We start from the raw sequence: 16,204 nt of genomic DNA, 5'->3' as shown, positions 1-16,204 counted from the left end.
GGAGCCGGAACAGCTTTCGGACCACGATGTCCGAATTCCGGCGCAGTCATACGCTTCGAGGCGGAATCTCGCCTCACTTCTTACCCGGCCGCCCGGGCGTTGCCTAGATACTACGCATCAAGAGCAAGTCTGTTTACCCTCGACGGTCAAAAAATAAACCGGTCACTTACAGTCACTGCATCGATGGCCGGCGAAGTCTCGGCAAACCCGCTGCCGACGGCGGCGAACCGAGCTCCGGTCAGCCGCGAACAGCCGATCCGGCACTCTCGGGAAGCCGTCGATCCGCCCGTCGGCGGACCACCGCGACGACCGCACCCACCACCGTCACGAGCACGGCGGCGAGTTCCGGCCACGGCCCGAGAGCCGTCGCCGGAGTGGTCGCCGTCCGCAACGGCACCTGCGCGACCAGCGCTTCCGGCCGGAACAGTGCACTCTCCTGCCGGACACCGCCGTCGGCGGCGATGATCGCGCTGACACCCGAGGTCGCGGCGACGACCAGCGACCGGCCGTGTTCGACCGCCCGCACTCTGGACATCGCCAGTTGCTGGTAAGTCATTTCACTGTCACCGAAAGTCGCATTATTTGTCGGGACCGCCAGCAATTGCGCTCCGGACCGGAGCGAATCACGAAAAGCCCGGTCGAAAGCGACCTCGTAACAGGTTGCTATCCCTATTTCCGTACCCGAAGCCCGAATTGTTCCGTCACCGTGACCCGGAACGAAGTAGCCGGCCCGGTCCGCATAGTCGGAAAAGAGCCGGAAGAATCCGCGCATGGGAAGGTATTCACCGAAGGGTTGTACTATTTTTTTGTCGTGCCGCTCCCCCGTAGCGCCTTCTGCGGTCCAGACCATTACCGAATTCGTCGTGGTGCGGTCACCGTTCACCAGCACCGCGCCCACCAGAATCGGCGCCGAGATCCGGCGGGCCGCCTCGGCAATGAGCGCGGCGGCGTCCGGATTACGCAACGGGTCGATATCGGAGGAGTTTTCCGGCCAGACGACCACATCCGGGGCCGGAAACCGACCGGCCGCCACCTCGTCGGCCAGTTGTTCGGTCCGCCGGACGTGATTGTCGAGGACCGCGCGGCGCTGAGCGTTGAAGTCCAGGCCCAGGCGCGGCACGCTGCCCTGGATCGCCGCCACGGTGATCGTGCTGTCGCCCGCCATCGGTTCCGGGAGCGCCGCCCGCAGGCCGAGGCCGGCCAGTGGAAGCAGCAGGCAGGTCAGCGCGGCGGCGATCGGGGCGGCCCAGCGCGCGCGCACCGCCGCCGCGGAAGACCGGAGCGAGTCGTGAGCACCGAAGAATTCGCGACCGACGGCCAGGAGAACTGCCGCGGCGCAGGTTCCGGTGAGCGCGACGGCGAAACTCACCAGCGGCGCCCCGCCCAGCATCGCCGCCGGCAGGAACCACCCGTCCGCCTGACCGAACGCGAGCCGGCCCCACGGAAACCCGCCGAACGGGAAACTGGACCTACCCCATTCCGCCGCGGTCCAGGCCAGGGCGAACCAGACGGGCCAAGCCGGGAGCCGGCCGAGTAGTCGCGCCAGAACCCCGAACAGGCCCACGTACACCGAGCATGCCGTGGACAGCGCGATCCACGGCACGGGACCCACATAAATTCCGGTCCACGGCAACAACGGCAGGAAGAACGCCAGCCCGGCGAGGAATCCGTACCCGAAACCGGCCCGCAAGCCGGCCCCGCTGCGCAACACCAGGGTCAGCAGCGCGATCCCCAGCGGTGCGAGGAACCACCACGGCCGCGGCGGAAAGCTGCCGAACAGCAGCAGCCCCGAGACGACCGCGCCGATCGATCGCACCACCGCGGGATATCGGCCCAACTGATCGGCCCACCGGTTCGCCGTCCTGTCACCCTGTTCCACACGTATATCCTGTCGTTCCCTCGGCCGGCCGTCGTTCCCGCCCCGCCTCTGGGCCGGATGCACCCGGGCGCCGGACAGGGACCCCTTCGAGCGCGGGGACTTCACTTGCGCACGATTCGCAACGGTGAGCACACCAGGGGACGGTGGCCGGTTACAGGCGCGGATCGGGGGCCCGGCATTTGCGCATACGACCGGGACCTCCTACGCCGACCACGTCCGGCGAGCCGGTCGGGCGCTGCCGCCGGACATCACCGCGCCCTCCTGGTCCGGACGGCCCGGCCGTCGAGAACCGGTCGACGCGCGGCGCGCACCCCGATGACCGCGTCACCGATGCCCTGCACGCACCCGGCACTCACATCCGGCGAACCGGACCGGGATTCCACAGCCGACGGGCGCGGGGCTTGCCTCCTGTCCACACCCCGGCACCTGGGTTTCCGGGGCGACCGCCTCCCAGCTGCGCCGGACCCGCGGCTCCCGACCCTCGGCTCCGGGCCGGCCCGTGCGCCCAATCGCCGTCGGCACCGTCCGATGCGCTACGCCGTGTGCAGCGCGAGCCTTCGGCACACCGCGCCGCGGCTTCGTTCGGCATCGCGCGTACCGGGCCGTGACACCATGGTCACCCGGTGTAGATCGTCGTCCCCTGGTGCACGGTCCGCAGACAGCGCGGCAATGCGGCGCCGGGAGTGAGCGGCGGCAGGCCGGGCACCCGCGACCGCGGATCGGTGGACCACCGCTGCACGGAATCCGCGGGTGCAGTGACCACGAGGTCGTCTGCTTCCCAGACCGCGTACGAGGCGGGCGCCCCCGGTACCAGCGTGCCCGCCACACCGTCGCGGACCCCACCGGCCCGCCACGCACCCCGGGTCGCCGCGGCGAAGGCGGCACGCGGCGAGAGGCCGTGCCCGGGCGTGCGGTGGTGGACCGCGGCCCGGACCGCCGCCCACGGGTCGAGAGAGGTGACCGGGGCGTCCGAACCGATCGCCAGCGACACCCCGGCCGCGGCCATGGCGGCGAACGGATTCAGCGCCGCGGCCCGCGTCGCGCCCAGGCGTTCGGCGTACATCCCGTCGGTCCCACCCCATTCGCGATCGAACGCGGGCTGCACGCTGGCGATGACACCCCAGCGCGCCAGCGCTTCGATCTGGGAGCTGTCGAGTAGTTCGGCATGTTCGACGCGGTGCCCGCGGGCGGCGACAGCGGGCCCGCCCAGTTCGGTGACCACCTGCGCTATCCCGGCGACGACCGCGTCCACGGCGGCGTCACCGATCGCGTGGAACCCGGCCTGAACCCCCGCTTCGGTGCAGGCACGCACATGGTCGGCGATCTGTGTGGCATCCAGGTAGGAGACGCCGGTTCCGGGGTCGTCCGCGTAGGAGTCGCGCAACCAGGCCGTATGCGATCCGAGGGACCCGTCGACGAACAGATCGCCGGCCAGACCGTGTGCGCCGAGGTCGTGCAGGAGTTCCCGTGCCTCGCCGGCGGTCCGTACTGCCTGCCCCCAATAGGCACGCACCTGCACGCCGTGTTCGAAGGCGAGCAGCTCCCGCAGGTCGGTCTCTCCTTCTATCTCCGGCCCCGCGCATTCGTGCACCGCCACCACTCCCCGCGCGGCCGCGATATCCAGCGCCGTCCGCCGCGCCGCATCGCGCTGCTCCCGGGTGAGCAGCGCCCGCGCCGCCGCCCGCACCAGATGGTGGGCGTCCGCGCGGACCGGTTCACCGGCCCGGTATCCCGCCGCGCTCGCCAGCCCGGGAACGCTGTCGAGCAGCGCCGAGGATGCCACCGCCGAATGACTGTCGACCCGCGCCAGATACACCGGCCGGCCCCGCGGCACGGCCGCATCGATCTCGGCGACGGCCGGCGGCCGGCCTTCCGGCCAGCGCGTTTCGTCCCAGCCGTCGGCGAGGATCACCCCGTCGGGCCGGTCCGCGGCGAATTTAGCCACCAGTTCCAGGCAGTGCGCGAGAGACTTCGCCTCCGACAGGTCCAGGCCCGACCGCTGCAGACCGTACGCCGTGGTGTGCAGGTGCGGTTCCACGAAAGCGGGTGTCACCAGCGCACCGTCGAGGTCGATCACCTCGGCCTCCGGATGCAGTGCGCGCCCCACATGGTCGGCGCCCAGCCACACCACCACCCCATCGGTGACCGCGAGCGCCGTGGCATCGGGTGCGCTCGCACTGTAGATCCGACCTCCGACCAGCAGCTGCGTACTCACGGTGGACCAGTCTGCCGCACCGGTCCGCGACCCGTGCGACCGGTCACGACCGCGCGCACGCGACCCGTTACCGGCCACCGAATTACGCTGCGTACATGACCAACACGCTCGGCGCGGTCGGCACGGCCGACTATGTCCTGCTCAGCACGTTCCGCAAGGACGGCACCCCTGTACCGACCCCGCTGTGGGCGGTGGCCGAGGAAGGAAAACTGTACGTCTGGACCGTCACCGACAGCTGGAAGGTCAAACGCCTGCGCCGCAACCCCGAGGTGACACTGCAGCCCTGCGATTACAAGGGCAACCCACGCGGCGAGGTGGTGCACGGCACCGGCCGTATTCTCGACGAGCACGGCAGCGAGCACGTACGCAAGCTGATCCGGCGCAAATACAAACTGTCCGGCCCGCTGGTCGTCTTCGGCAGTGTCCTGCGCCGCGGTAAGAAGGGCACGGTCGGCATCGAGCTCACCCTCCGGGCGAATTCTCCCGCCGAGTAACCGGCAACCCGTCGCGGGGAATTCGAACACACCGGACCTGTCGGCGCCGCGGGGTGCGCAGGGGTTTCCGGCGCGGCCGCCTCCCATGCCGTAGGTGCCCGGCCGATGATTCGGCCGGGCATCAGGTCCGGCGCACTGGCCCGAGGGGGCCGGTCACCCCACAAGCCCGCGGGGAGCGGGCCGCCTGCCGGGGTGCACCGGTTCACTGCGCCCCGGGATCCAGCCAGTCGGCGAGATCGTCCGCGGCGCCGACCTCGGCGGCGAGTTCCGACAATTCCGTCTCGGTCAGCTGCAGCGCCGCCAGATCGGCACGCCGTGCCGCTGCCTTGGCGGGGTTCTCCAGCGCGACCGCCAGTTCGACCAGTGCCGCGTACGCTCTGGCCAACTCGATGCGGCTCGCTTCGGCCCCGTGCCGGTGCAGTCCGGCCTCGAGTGCCCGTTCGGCGGCTTTGTCGTCGACCTTGAAATCCCGCAGAATCCGGGCGTTGTCGAGCACCTTCGCCAACCCGGACAGTTCAGCCGCGCCGCCGTACTCGGCGGCATCCTCCGGTTCGCCCAGCTGGATATAGGTGATCCAGTTGCCGTCCGGGTCGACCGCGCTGAACCGTGTCTGCCCCGGCCGGAACCGGGTGATGCGGGTGGACCCCTTCGCCGGCACCTTGCCGTACCGCTTCCGCAGCGCCGCGGTGAATTCGCGGTGCCGGCCCGCCACATCGTCGACCATGATCAGGCATCCGGCTGTTTCCTGTGCCTGCCGTTCGTTCTCGCCGGCCGGGGCCCCGTAGTAGTGGATCTCGCAGTCGTGCGCACGCAACGCTCCGTAGACATAGGGCTTGTGCTGTTCGTGCGTGACCGCGTACCCGAGGGTGCGCCAGAACTCCAGCGTGCGTGCCAGGTCGCTGGTGGACAGTACGGGGACTGCGGTATCGCCCATGAGAATCCTCCAATAATCAATTTTGACTACCCAAAGGTAGCCGCGGTCCGATCCAGTCGTCAAATTTGACTACCGTACTGTTCCGGTGACGGAAGGAGCACGATGTCCGCGGTACGGCTACTGGTTCTGGGAGTGACGCGTCGGCACCAGCCGACCCACGGCTACGCGGTCCGCCGCGAACTCCTGTCCTGGCGCGCCGACACCTGGACCAACGTGCAGCCGGGGTCCATCTACCACGCCATCAAACAGCTCACCCAGGAAGGCAAACTCCGCACCCTCGGCACCGAAGGCGGCGGCCGCGGCCCGAGCCGCGCGGTATTCGAACTGACCGAAGACGGCGAACGCGAATTCTTCGAACGCCTCGACGCCGCGCTCACCAGCGTAGATATGGAAGAACTCGGCGCCGGTATCGCCTTCATGGACGCTCTCCCCCGCGCCCAGGTCATCGCGAAACTCCGCGAACAGCGCACCCGCAGCCACGCCGTCCGCAACGACCTCTTGGCCATGACCGCCGACTACCCCGGCCGCCACGAACCCCCACACTTCCCCGACCTCCTCGAACTGTGGAGCGGCGTCTTCGACAACCTCACCGGCTGGACATCCGGCGTACTCGAACGCCTCGAACGCGGCGAGTACCGCCTGGCCGACGATCGGTAGTGCGTGGGTCGGCTGGTGCCGACGCGTCACTCCCAGAACCAGTATTCGGGAGCGCCACCTCGCCTCGCACGGCGACAAGTCGACGTGAGCGCGTCCGAGCGGCCCGCCGAGGTCGCGAAATTGCGCGAACAGTATCCGAGCTGCGCCGGGCCTGCCGGACCTCGCAGTCGTCCACTGCCCGTGCTACGGTCGCCCCGCGCAGACAGGGTTGCGGGCGGTTTCGTAAGGGGGGTCCGATGTTTCGGCGACTGGCAGTGATCGGTGCGCTCATAGTGAGCGCGACCTCTTGCCAGGGGCAGATTTCGGGAACACCGACGGCGGGCTCCGTAACTCCCACCGGTTCCGGGGCGGTGTCCACCGCCTCGGCGGACCTGTGGTCGACCGTTCCCGAGAACGACGAACAACGCTGGGAAGTTCTCCAGCGCCTCCGGGCGATCGATTCCTGCGCACTGCTGCCGCCCGCCGCCCTCGGTGAGCACGGTTCGGTGCGCGAAATCGGCTCCCACAGCACACTGCCCACCAGTTGCCGCGCGGTCGTCGACACCGGTTCGGCCACCCCGCTAACTGTCGACTGGGATGTGCAGAAAGGCGTGATGCAGGGCGTGCCGGTGCCCGAGGTCCGCCGGGTCGGCGATATCCGAATCACCGAGCAGCGCGACGAAGCCGGCGGGGACCCGGCCGAACCACGAGATTGCCGACTGACCGCGCACTTCCCCTCGGAAGTTCTGCTCTTCCTGGACACCGAGGCCGCTCCGCCCACCGATGGGTGCGCAGTCGCCCACCGACTGCTCGACACCGCCATCGCCCTGCTCGCAACGGAACCACCCCACGGCACTTCACCGGATTCCGCGACCACTGTACTCACCGGCGCCGATCCCTGCGCCGCGCTCTCGCCCCTCGGCATCACTCCGGCCGCACCGGCAGAGCAGCACATCCAGATGTGTGTCGCCGGCAAAGACGCCGACGAGATCGTCATCAGCTACAACTACGACGGCGAACGAACAGTCGTCGAATCGGACGCGACAACGACCATCGGCGCCAGAACGGTCTACACGAGCAAATTCCAGGAGTTCTACATATACGAGTTCGTGGCAGGCTCACCCATCGCACCCGGTGACGAACTGTTCGGACCGATCGTCCCGTCGGTGTCCGTCACCGGGCGCGACGAATCACTTGTCGACAAAGTCACCCGTCAGCTCTTCATCACTCTGGGCTGAACCAGCTGTGGCCGACGACGGTGGCTGCACCGGCTCGACCATCCGTCCGGTCGATATCGTGCACCTCGCGGCGTGGCCAGGCCGCGGCGATCGCCCGCCGAACGCCGACTCGCTGCGGGCTACTCGGCGAAGACCTCGGCGATATCGGTGGCGGTAATCGCCCGGTCGAACCAGCGATCGAGGACTTCGAGATCCAGGCAGGACTGGATACGTTTCCGGGCCGGGCCGGGGACGTCGATTCCGCGTGCCTCCAACAGCCGCAGGGTCTTCTCGATCACGTCTTCGACGCGACCCTCGACTCGGCCTTCGTCGCGGCCCTCGGCGCGCAGGCGCTGGGAGGTCCGGGAACGGTAGAAGGACAGGTCCACGCTCATCAGTTTGCTCCAGGTTCTCGCGGCTCCGGTTCCGCCGAGGCCGAGTTCGGTGAGTTCGGCGAAGACGTAGTAAGAACGGGCCGTCGGCGATGGTGGTGATGTGGAGCAAAGTGTCGACGCGGCGTTCGAGGGGGGCGGATCTCGGTGAGATCGTTGGTGAAGACCGCGACCTCGGCGGGGTCGTCGAAGGGTAGCCCGAGAGCGCGGAACGCTCGGGCGAAAACGCCGGGATCGTGTTCGAAGAGGCGGTGCATCACCTCGTGTGGGGAGCCGACCATGCGGGCAAGCTATCGGAGTTACTCCGAGTTACGTTAGAAAATGTGTTCGATTCCCGGCGTGTTCGTATCCTCGGCGCGTCGTTGAGCGCCGAGGACTCGAGATCGGCACCCGGGAAACGGGGCGGGGCGCGGACGGCCGCCCAACTTCGGTTCACGGTGATCGCAAAGCTCCGCAAGACCGTTGCCGCTCAGTAGCGTTCGCGGTGCCCGATCATCCCCGGTCTGCCCGCGCGACGGCGCAACCTGATCCCGTCCAGGCCGCGGGCGCTCGTTGTTTCCTACCACCCGGAGAGCGCATGAGTGCCGAATTCCTGTGGTACATACCGAATCAGGTCGGACCCGGGCACCGGGGCGACGACGCGGTCGAGGGACACAACAGCCTGGACACCCTCACCCGCCACGCCACGGCGCTGGAGGACAACGGGTGGACCGGGGCTCTGCTCGGCACAGGGTGGGGCCGGCCGGACACGTTCACGGTCGCCACCGCACTGGCGGCCCGGACCACCTCGTTCGAACCACTGATCGCGATCCGGCCCGGCTACTGGCGGCCCGCGAACTTCGCGACCGCGGCAGCGACATTGGATCATCTGACCGGTGGCCGGCTCCGGATCAACGTCGTGTCGGGGAAGGACGATCTTGCCGCCTACGGCGACACCGAAGGTGAGCAGGCCGATCGGTATGCCCGGACACGGGAGTTCCTGCAGCTCGTCCGCAGATTGTGGACCGAGGAGAACGTGACGTATCGCGGCGAGTATTTCCAGGTCGAGAATTCGACCGTGGTGCCCCGGATCGAGACCCGCGGAAAACGAACCCATCCCACGCTCTACTTCGGTGGAGCGTCCGCGGCCGCGGAGCGGGTGGCGGCCGCGGAAGCCGATGTGCAGTTGTTCTGGGGCGAGCCACTCGACGGTGTGGCCGAACGGATCGAACGCTTGAAAGCGCTCAGCGCGGAGGTCGAGCGAGAGCATCCGCCGCTGGAGTTCGGGTTGCGCGTGACGACCTTCGTGCGCGACACCACCGAGCATGCCTGGGCCGACGCCGAGGCGAAGGTCGCGGAGATGGCGGCTCGGCCGGCCGTTGCCGCCTCCGGCGGACAGCACGGCCCGCTACCGGGGAACCCACTTCGGCGGACCGCGGTGGGCCAGCAGCGGCTTTTCGATCTCGCCGCCCGCGGTGAGGTGCTCGACGACAATCTCTATACGACGCCGGGACGGTTCGGCGGTGGCGGGGCGGGGACCACCTGGCTGGTCGGCTCCGCCGAGGACGTGGCGAAATCGCTGCGCAAATACCAGAACCTGGGCATCACGCACTTCGTCCTGTCGGACACCCCGTATCTGCGGGAGATCGAGCGGCAGGGCACACAACTCCTGCCGCTGTTGCGCGGGTGAGGGCTGTCTATCCCGGCGAAACAGTCCGGCCGGGATATCGCATCGACCGGCATGCGCCATCCGAGGACCTCGCGCGCTCGCTGTTCTGGTCGAACGGCGCCGCCGAAGCGGGATCAGCCGAGCCGGGCATCGCCTTCGGTGGAGACCGGGCGCTTCTCCAGCGCGACCGCGGAACGTCGAGGCTCATCGGTGTACCACTCGTCCACCACGACGCCGTCGACGATATCGGCGTCCACGACCGTCACCCGCCGCGGCATGGTCGCGGCGATCTTGGCGACCCGGCGGGCGGCGAGCCCGGCGAGTACCGGACGGAACAGCGCACGAGTCGGCGGGAGCAGCATGAGTAAGCCCACCACGGAGGATGCCAGGCCGGGGACGAACATCAGCACACTGCCGGCCACCACCAGCGCGCCGTCGGCCACCGCGGTGCCGGGGGTGATCTCCGCACGGGAGGCGCGCCGGAACTGTTCACCCACCCGGCGCCACTGGGAGCCGAGCAGCAACATGCCGGCGGCGGAGCTGGCGATGAGGAGCAGGATCGCGGGCACAGCGCCGAGCCAGGCGACGGCGGCGGCGAAGGTGGCGATCTCGACGACCAGGTAGGCGATGAAGGCGAGGACGGGCATGGACGAACCTTTCGGTCGGACTACCCCTACAACGCGCGAGATGTCCGTTTTGCTCCCGCCCGCTCGACTCCACTGCCCGATCGGCCCTGTACCCGGGTTCGTGCGGGGTGTCCCGGCCGGTCAGCCGCCGGGCCGGACCAGCCCGGTTTCGTAGGCCAGCACCACGGCCTGCACCCGGTCACGGAGGTCCAGTTTGGTCAGGACCCGGCCGACGTGGGTTTTGACCGTCGCTTCGGAGAGGTAGAGCCGGCCGGCGATCTCCGCGTTCGACCGGCCCGCGGCGATCTCCTCCAGCACTTCCCGCTCGCGGGCGGTGAGGACTTCCAGCACGGCGGGGTCGCGGGAGGGTGCGGGCTGTTCGGCGATCAGCCGGTCGAGGAGCCGTTTGGTGACCTTCGGCGACACCACGGCGTCCCCGGCCGCGACACTGCGGATGGCGGAGATCAGATCCTCCGGCGGGGTGTCCTTGAGCAGGAAACCGCTCGCACCGGCGCGGAGCGCGCCCAGGGCATGCTCGTCCAGGTCGAAGGTCGTCATCACCAGAACCCGGGTGCCCTGCCCGGCCTCGAGGATGCGGCCGGTGGCGGTGACACCGTCGACCACCGGCATCCGCACATCCATCAGCACGACGTCCGGTTTCAGATCCGCGGCCTTGCTGATCGCGGCGGCACCGTTCTCGGCTTCCCCGACCACCTCGAGATCGGGGTGCGCGCCGAGCACCATTTTCAGCCCTACACGCATCAGTTCCTGGTCGTCGACAACGAGCACGGTGATCGGCACGGATTCCAATGTAGTGGCGGGGACGCGTTATTCCGCATCCGGTAAGGCCAGCGGGATCCGGGCGTACACCCGCCAGGCGCCGGCCGGCGTGCGGCCCGCCTCCAGACTTCCCCCGAGCACCGCAACACGTTCGCGCATACCGGCCAGCCCCAGCCCACCACCCTGGATGCGGGACTCGGGGTGCACCGGAACGCCACCGGAATCGGTGACCTCGATCTCGACATCCCGGGTACGCCGATGCACCCGCACCCAGGCCTTCGGATGGGCACCCGCATGGCGCAGGGTGTTGGTCAGCGCTTCCTGCACGATCCGGTGCACGCCCAGCCCGACCTCGGGGGTCAATTCGTCCAGCTCCCCGGACAGCTCCAGTTCCACGGCCAGCCCCGCGTCCCGCATGAGCTGCGCCACTTTCGCGAGTCCGGCGGTGCCGTGCTGGGGCACCTGGTCGGGGGCGTGCTCGGTGCGCAGCAGCGCGACCGTGCGGCGTAGTTCGCGCAATGCCTCCCGGCCGGTGCCGGCGATGGTGACCAAGGCCTGTTCGGCGGTGGCGGGGTCGGTGCGCAGGGCGTAGCGGGCGCCGTCGGCCTGCACGATCATGACGCTCACCGCGTGCGCGACCACATCGTGCAGTTCCCGCGCGATCCGGGTGCGCTCGGCCGAGACCGCGTCGTGCGCGCGGCGTTCCCGATCGGATTCGGCGACGGCGTGCCGGGCCGCGACCTCGGCGTCGTAGGCGCGCCGGGCTCCGGAGAACTCGGCCAGCACCCAGCAGAAAGCGAAGTAGGTCGCGGTGAGTGCAAGGTCGCGGATGTTGAACCCGGTGATCATCGCCATGCCGTACGCGCTGTCGGCGACCAGCGCCAGCGCATACCAGAGGCCCTCGCGGCGCCCCACGTAAGCGGCCAGCGTGTACAGCATGATCCCGTGACCGAGCAGTGCGGCGTGCACGGTGGGGTCGCCGACGATATAGCCGATGGTGCTGGTGCAGAACGACAGCACCATGAAGGTCACCGCCATCGCCCGCGGATAGACCCGCCGCAGGGCGATCGGCAACGGCAGCAGCACCGAGAACACCAGATACGCGGCCGGGCTCGTGCTGTCGCGGGCGACGACGAGATCGAGAACCAGCAAGAACAACGCGAGCGCGGAATCGGCGACGACAGGTTTGTCTCGAAGCCACAGGCTGAACCGGCGCACCCGACCAGCCTAGATCGGGCAGTGCCCGCTCCCGCGGTCACCGCAGCCGCCGCCCGGAGCCGGCCGCCTTCGTCAGAACGCGCGCGGGATCGGAGGGCACCCGCGGTGAGCGATATCCGGCCTGAGCACGCGGGGCGCCCGTGCGGCGGGCCGGGTCGGCGGCTGTGGGTCTTTCGCCGGGAGGCCGGGGCGCGCAAGTGTGCCGGCGGTGAGACCGTGCGAAGGACCCGGCTCCACCACGGCCCGGAAACACGGTCGTGTCGCAGGCGACGCGACTGCGGCCGGCCGCGACGTGGAGCACGGCCCCGGTTCCGGCGGCCTACCGTGCCGCGCGCCACACGCAGCATGGACGCGACCGAGTACCGGATGCACCGTCTGGTTTGCTGACCGGCATGGATGTGACCGATTGGCTCGTACTGCTCTCCGCCGCGACGGCCGCCGGCTGGGTCGACGCCGTGGTGGGCGGCGGCGGGCTGATCGTGCTGCCGACGCTACTGCTGGTATCCCCCGGTATCGCGCCGCAGACCGCCCTGGGCACCAACAAACTGTCCGCGGTGGCGGGTACCGCGACCGCGGCGCTCACCTTCGCCCGCAAGGTCCCGCTGCAGTGGCGGTTGCTGGTGCCCGCCGCGGTACTGGCGGCGGTCACCGCGGCGGCCGGCGCGGCGGCGGTGTCCTTGATCGACCGCGACCTGTTCATCCCGATCGTGCTGGTGGTGCTGGTGGGTGTGGCGGTGTTCGTGACAGCCCGGCCGTCGATCGGCATCACCCTGGCCACGCATCCGCCGTCGCGGCGCAAGGCGATTCTCGTGATCGCGCTGGCCGCCGGGCTGATCGGTGCCTATGACGGGTTGCTCGGCCCGGGCACGGGCACCTTCCTGATCATCACCTTCGCCACCCTGCTCGGTACGGAGTTCGTACGCGCGGCGGCGATGGCCAAGGTGATCAATTGCGGCTCGAACGTCGGGGCGCTGATCTTCTTCGGGTTCACCGGCCATGTGCTCTGGGCGCTGGGCGGGGCCATGGCCCTGGCGAATATCGCCGGGTCGGTGGTGGGCTCCCGGATGGCGCTGGCCCGGGGGGCGGAATTCGTGCGCGCGGTGCTGCTCGTGGTCGTGGTGGCGATGGTGATCCGGCTGGGCTGGCAGCAGTTCGGCTGACCACCCGCCCGTGCACGCGGAATCCACGGTGGCCGACTAGGTTGGTCCGGGTGAGCATGGCGACGTCCACCGAACCCGGCGGGCAATCCCCCGGGCACGATATCGATCCCGAATTCGCGGGCCTGCCGCTGGCGGCCCTGGCCGATGCGGCGCTGGCCGCGGCCCGCGCCGCGGGTGCCGAGCACGCGGATCTGCGGGTGCACCGGTTGTGTACCCAGTCGATCCGGTTGCGGGACGGCCGGGTGGAGGCGCTGACCGATACCGTCGAACTGGGTTTCGCGGTACGCGTCATCGTCGACGGGACCTGGGGGTTCGCCTCACATGCCGCGCTGAATCCGGATACCGCGGCCGAGGTCGCGCGCTCGGCGGTGGCGGTCGCCACCACGCTCCGGGCGCTGAACCGGGAGCGGGTCGAGCTGGCGCCCGAACCCGTCTACGACGACGCGCGCTGGGTCTCCGCCTACGATATCGACCCGTTCACCATCCGCTCGGCCGATAAAGTGGCCCTGCTGCAGGACTATTCGGGCCGGTTGTCGGCCGCCGACGGGGTCGATCACGTCACCGCGACCCTGCTGCAGGTCAAGGAACAGACCTACTACGCCGATACCGCGGGGTCGGCGATCATCCAGCAGCGGGTGCGGCTGCAACCCCAGCTCGAGGCGATCACCGTCGATACCGCCTCGGGCGCGTTCGAGACCATGCGCACGCTGGCACCGCCGGCGGGCCGGGGCTGGGAGTACGTCACCGGCGCGGACGGTGTGTGGGACTGGGATACGGAACTCACCCGGATCCCGGAGTGGCTGGCCGAGAAGGTGAAGGCGCCGACCGTGGTGCCCGGCCCGACGGATCTGGTGATCGACCCCACCAACCTGTGGCTCACCATTCACGAATCCATCGGTCACGCCACCGAATACGACCGCGCCATCGGCTACGAATCCGCCTACGCCGGAACCTCCTTCGCGACCCCCGATCTGCTGGGCACCCTCCGGTACGGGACCCCGGTCATGCAGGTCACCGCCGACCGGGTGCAGCGGCACGGCCTGGCGACGGTCGGCTACGACGACGACGGTGTGGCAGGCCGGCGCTGGGATCTGGTGCGGGACGGCGTACTGGTCGGTTATCAGCTCGACCGCGTTTTCGCGCCCCGGCTCGGTCTCGAGCGGTCCAACGGCTGCTCCTACGCCGATTCCCCGCATCATGTGCCGATCCAGCGGATGGCCAATGTGTCGCTGCAACCGGATCCGGCGCACGACACCAGCACGGCGGAGCTCATCTCCCGGGTCTCCGACGGTCTCTACATCGTCGGCGACAAGAGCTGGTCGATCGATATGCAGCGCTACAACTTCCAGTTCACCGGTCAGCGGTTCTTCCGCATCCGCAACGGTGAGCTCGCGGGGCAGGTCCGCGATGTGGCGTACCAGGCCACCACCACGGATTTCTGGGGTTCGATGGAAGCGGTGGGCGGCCCGTCGACCTGGCAGCTGGGCGGGGCGTTCAACTGCGGTAAAGCGCAACCGGGTCAGGTCGCGGCGGTCAGTCACGGCTGCCCGTCGGTGCTGGTGCGCGGCGTGAATGTGCTCAATACCCGGACGGAGGCGGGACAATGACGACACTGACCGGTGCGGGGGTGCTGCCCGCAAACGCGGTGGTCGAACGGGCACTCGCGTTGTCCCGGGCCGACGAGGCCATGGTGATCGTCACCGACGAAGCCGAGGCGTCGCTGCGCTGGGCCGGCAATTCGATGACCACGAACGGCAGTTCGGTGGCGCGGCGCTGGTCGGTGATCTCGGTACTGCGCGACGGCCCGCGGTCGGCGCGCGTGGGCAGTGTGGCCTCGACCAGCGTGGACCCCGCCGATATCGAGGCCGTCGTGCGGGCCAGCGAGGACGCCGCGGCGGCCGCCGAACCCGCGCGCGACGCGATGCCGCTGCCGGACGTGCCCGCGGTGGCGGCGGATTGGGAGGCGCCCGCCGCCGGCACCGGAATCGAGGTGTTCTCCGGGCTCGCCGCCGATCTGGCCACCGGTTTCGACGGCGCCGACCGCCTCTACGGTTTCGCGCACCACCAGATGCACACCACCTGGCTCGGCACCTCCACCGGGATCCGCCGCCGCTACACCCAGCCGACCGGGTCGGTGGAGATCAACGGCAAACGCGGGGAGGGCGCGGAGCTGGCCAGTGCCTGGGTGGGCGCGAGCACCGCGGATTTCACCGATGTCGACACCCCCGGCCTGCTCGCCGAACTGTCCCGGCGGCTCGACTGGTCGGCGCGGCGGGTCGAGTTGCCCGCCGGTCGTTACGAAACCCTGCTGCCGCCGTCCGCCGTCGCCGACCTGCTGATCTACATGTACTGGTCGATGGAGGGCCGCGGCGCGCAGGAAGGCCACACCGCGTTCGCCGCTCCCGGTGGCACCCGGGTCGGCGAGAAACTCACCGATATCCCGCTGACCCTCACCTCGGACCCCACCGCGCCCGGCCTCGAATGCCTGCCGTTCGTGGCGACCCAGGCGTCGTCGGAGACGGTATCCGTCTTCGACAACGGCCTGCCCGCGCCGCGGGTCGATTGGCTGCGCGACGGGGCGATCGCCGATCTGGTCTATCCGCGCGCCACCGCCGCCGACTACGGCACCTCACCCACCGTCCCGGTGCCGAACCTGCTGCTCACCGGCGGTTCGGCGGCCACCCTGGACGAGATGATCGCGCGCACCGAACGCGGCCTGCTGCTCACCACCCTCTGGTACATCCGTGAGGTCGATCCGGCCACCCTGCTGCTGACCGGCCTCACCCGCGACGGGGTGTATCTGGTGGAGAACGGCGCGGTCACCGCGGCGGTGAACAATTTCCGGTTCAACGAGAGCCCCCTCGACCTGCTGCGCCGGACCACCGAAGCCGGCGCGACCGAGCAGACCCTGCCCCGCGAATGGAAGGACTGGTTCACCCGCACGTCCATGCCCCCGCTGCGCATCCCGGACTTCCACATGTCCTCGGTGAGCCAGGCGACCTGAC

14 protein-coding genes are annotated in these 16,204 nt (G+C 69.5%); 7 read left to right on the top strand and 7 right to left on the bottom strand.

Features of this window, described 5'->3' with window-relative positions; all coding sequences use genetic code 11:
* Positions 1–238 precede the first annotated feature (238 nt).
* Together lnt and ACQEVO_RS07875 are read right to left on the bottom strand one after the other, a co-directional pair.
* Positions 239–1,879 carry an apolipoprotein N-acyltransferase gene (gene lnt, locus ACQEVO_RS07880; protein WP_432910413.1) on the bottom strand — a complete coding sequence of 547 codons (1,641 nt, stop codon included), beginning with the start codon at positions 1,877–1,879 and terminating at the stop codon, positions 239–241.
* A 616-nt stretch (positions 1,880–2,495) separates the two neighbouring features.
* Positions 2,496–4,094 (bottom strand): amidohydrolase, encoded by a 1,599-nt coding sequence (locus ACQEVO_RS07875; protein ID WP_432910410.1) that lies wholly within the window; start codon positions 4,092–4,094, stop codon positions 2,496–2,498.
* A 95-nt stretch (positions 4,095–4,189) separates the two neighbouring features.
* On the opposite strand from ACQEVO_RS07875, the gene ACQEVO_RS07870 reads away from it, so the two are divergent.
* On the top strand, positions 4,190–4,588 hold the full coding sequence (locus ACQEVO_RS07870; protein WP_432910408.1) for a PPOX class F420-dependent oxidoreductase: 399 nt from the start codon (positions 4,190–4,192) through the stop codon (positions 4,586–4,588).
* Between the two features lie 202 nt (positions 4,589–4,790).
* On the opposite strand, the gene ACQEVO_RS07865 is transcribed toward ACQEVO_RS07870, so the two are convergent.
* Positions 4,791–5,522, bottom strand: a complete 732-nt coding sequence (locus ACQEVO_RS07865; RefSeq protein ID WP_432910405.1) for a glyoxalase — start codon at positions 5,520–5,522, stop codon at positions 4,791–4,793.
* A gap of 102 nt (positions 5,523–5,624) precedes the next feature.
* Between ACQEVO_RS07865 and ACQEVO_RS07860 the strand changes: the two genes are divergently transcribed.
* Positions 5,625–6,179 (top strand): PadR family transcriptional regulator, encoded by a 555-nt coding sequence (locus tag ACQEVO_RS07860; protein ID WP_432910403.1) that lies wholly within the window; start codon positions 5,625–5,627, stop codon positions 6,177–6,179.
* Positions 6,180–6,529: 350 nt separating this feature from the next.
* Positions 6,530–7,396 (top strand): hypothetical protein, encoded by an 867-nt coding sequence (locus ACQEVO_RS07855; RefSeq protein WP_432910402.1) that lies wholly within the window; start codon positions 6,530–6,532, stop codon positions 7,394–7,396.
* Between the two features lie 119 nt (positions 7,397–7,515).
* On the opposite strand, the gene ACQEVO_RS07850 is transcribed toward ACQEVO_RS07855, so the two are convergent.
* The gene (locus ACQEVO_RS07850) at positions 7,516–7,770 is read right to left on the bottom strand and encodes a hypothetical protein (protein ID WP_432910401.1); all 255 of its coding nucleotides are present in this window, start codon (positions 7,768–7,770) and stop codon (positions 7,516–7,518) included.
* Between the two features lie 574 nt (positions 7,771–8,344).
* Between ACQEVO_RS07850 and ACQEVO_RS07845 the strand changes: the two genes are divergently transcribed.
* Complete coding sequence (locus ACQEVO_RS07845) at positions 8,345–9,436, top strand: LLM class flavin-dependent oxidoreductase (protein ID WP_432910399.1); 1,092 nt, start codon at positions 8,345–8,347, stop codon at positions 9,434–9,436.
* Between the two features lie 113 nt (positions 9,437–9,549).
* Here ACQEVO_RS07845 and ACQEVO_RS07840 read toward each other — a convergent pair whose 3' ends face one another.
* The 3 genes from ACQEVO_RS07840 to ACQEVO_RS07830 form a co-directional block, all read right to left on the bottom strand.
* A complete protein-coding gene (locus ACQEVO_RS07840) occupies positions 9,550–10,062 on the bottom strand; it encodes an FxsA family protein (protein ID WP_432910396.1) in 513 nt (170 codons plus the stop codon).
* 120 nt (positions 10,063–10,182) lie between these two features.
* A complete protein-coding gene (locus tag ACQEVO_RS07835; protein ID WP_432910393.1) occupies positions 10,183–10,842 on the bottom strand; it encodes a response regulator in 660 nt (219 codons plus the stop codon).
* A 27-nt stretch (positions 10,843–10,869) separates the two neighbouring features.
* Positions 10,870–12,039, bottom strand: coding sequence for a sensor histidine kinase (locus ACQEVO_RS07830; RefSeq protein ID WP_432910390.1), 1,170 nt, complete (start codon positions 12,037–12,039; stop codon positions 10,870–10,872).
* A gap of 392 nt (positions 12,040–12,431) precedes the next feature.
* On the opposite strand from ACQEVO_RS07830, the gene ACQEVO_RS07825 reads away from it, so the two are divergent.
* From ACQEVO_RS07825 to ACQEVO_RS07815, 3 genes are read left to right on the top strand one after another with little or no spacing between them, the layout of a single operon-like run.
* Complete coding sequence (locus tag ACQEVO_RS07825) at positions 12,432–13,199, top strand: TSUP family transporter (protein WP_432910387.1); 768 nt, start codon at positions 12,432–12,434, stop codon at positions 13,197–13,199.
* A gap of 56 nt (positions 13,200–13,255) precedes the next feature.
* Positions 13,256–14,806 carry a TldD/PmbA family protein gene (locus ACQEVO_RS07820; RefSeq protein WP_432922473.1) on the top strand — a complete coding sequence of 517 codons (1,551 nt, stop codon included), beginning with the start codon at positions 13,256–13,258 and terminating at the stop codon, positions 14,804–14,806.
* 20 nt (positions 14,807–14,826) lie between these two features.
* Positions 14,827–16,203: a metallopeptidase TldD-related protein gene (locus ACQEVO_RS07815; protein ID WP_432922470.1), complete on the top strand. Its 1,377-nt coding sequence runs from the start codon at positions 14,827–14,829 to the stop codon at positions 16,201–16,203.
* Position 16,204 lies beyond the last annotated feature (1 nt).

The organism is Nocardia sp. CA-290969, assembly GCF_050936135.1.
Classification (GTDB): domain Bacteria; phylum Actinomycetota; class Actinomycetes; order Mycobacteriales; family Mycobacteriaceae; genus Nocardia.
This window is presented reverse-complemented; position numbering and strand designations above follow the sequence as displayed.

Excerpts from the sequence above, each read along its gene's own strand:
- ACQEVO_RS07870 (WP_432910408.1), top strand. The coding sequence starts at position 4,190 with ATGACCAACACGCTCGGCGCGGTCGGCACGGCCGACTATGTCCTGCTC.
- ACQEVO_RS07865 (WP_432910405.1), bottom strand. The coding sequence starts at position 5,522 with ATGGGCGATACCGCAGTCCCCGTACTGTCCACCAGCGACCTGGCACGC.
- ACQEVO_RS07860 (WP_432910403.1), top strand. The coding sequence starts at position 5,625 with ATGTCCGCGGTACGGCTACTGGTTCTGGGAGTGACGCGTCGGCACCAG.
- ACQEVO_RS07850 (WP_432910401.1), bottom strand. The coding sequence starts at position 7,770 with ATGAGCGTGGACCTGTCCTTCTACCGTTCCCGGACCTCCCAGCGCCTG.
- ACQEVO_RS07845 (WP_432910399.1), top strand. The coding sequence starts at position 8,345 with ATGAGTGCCGAATTCCTGTGGTACATACCGAATCAGGTCGGACCCGGG.
- ACQEVO_RS07840 (WP_432910396.1), bottom strand. The coding sequence starts at position 10,062 with ATGCCCGTCCTCGCCTTCATCGCCTACCTGGTCGTCGAGATCGCCACC.
- ACQEVO_RS07825 (WP_432910387.1), top strand. The coding sequence starts at position 12,432 with ATGGATGTGACCGATTGGCTCGTACTGCTCTCCGCCGCGACGGCCGCC.
- ACQEVO_RS07820 (WP_432922473.1), top strand. The coding sequence starts at position 13,256 with ATGGCGACGTCCACCGAACCCGGCGGGCAATCCCCCGGGCACGATATC.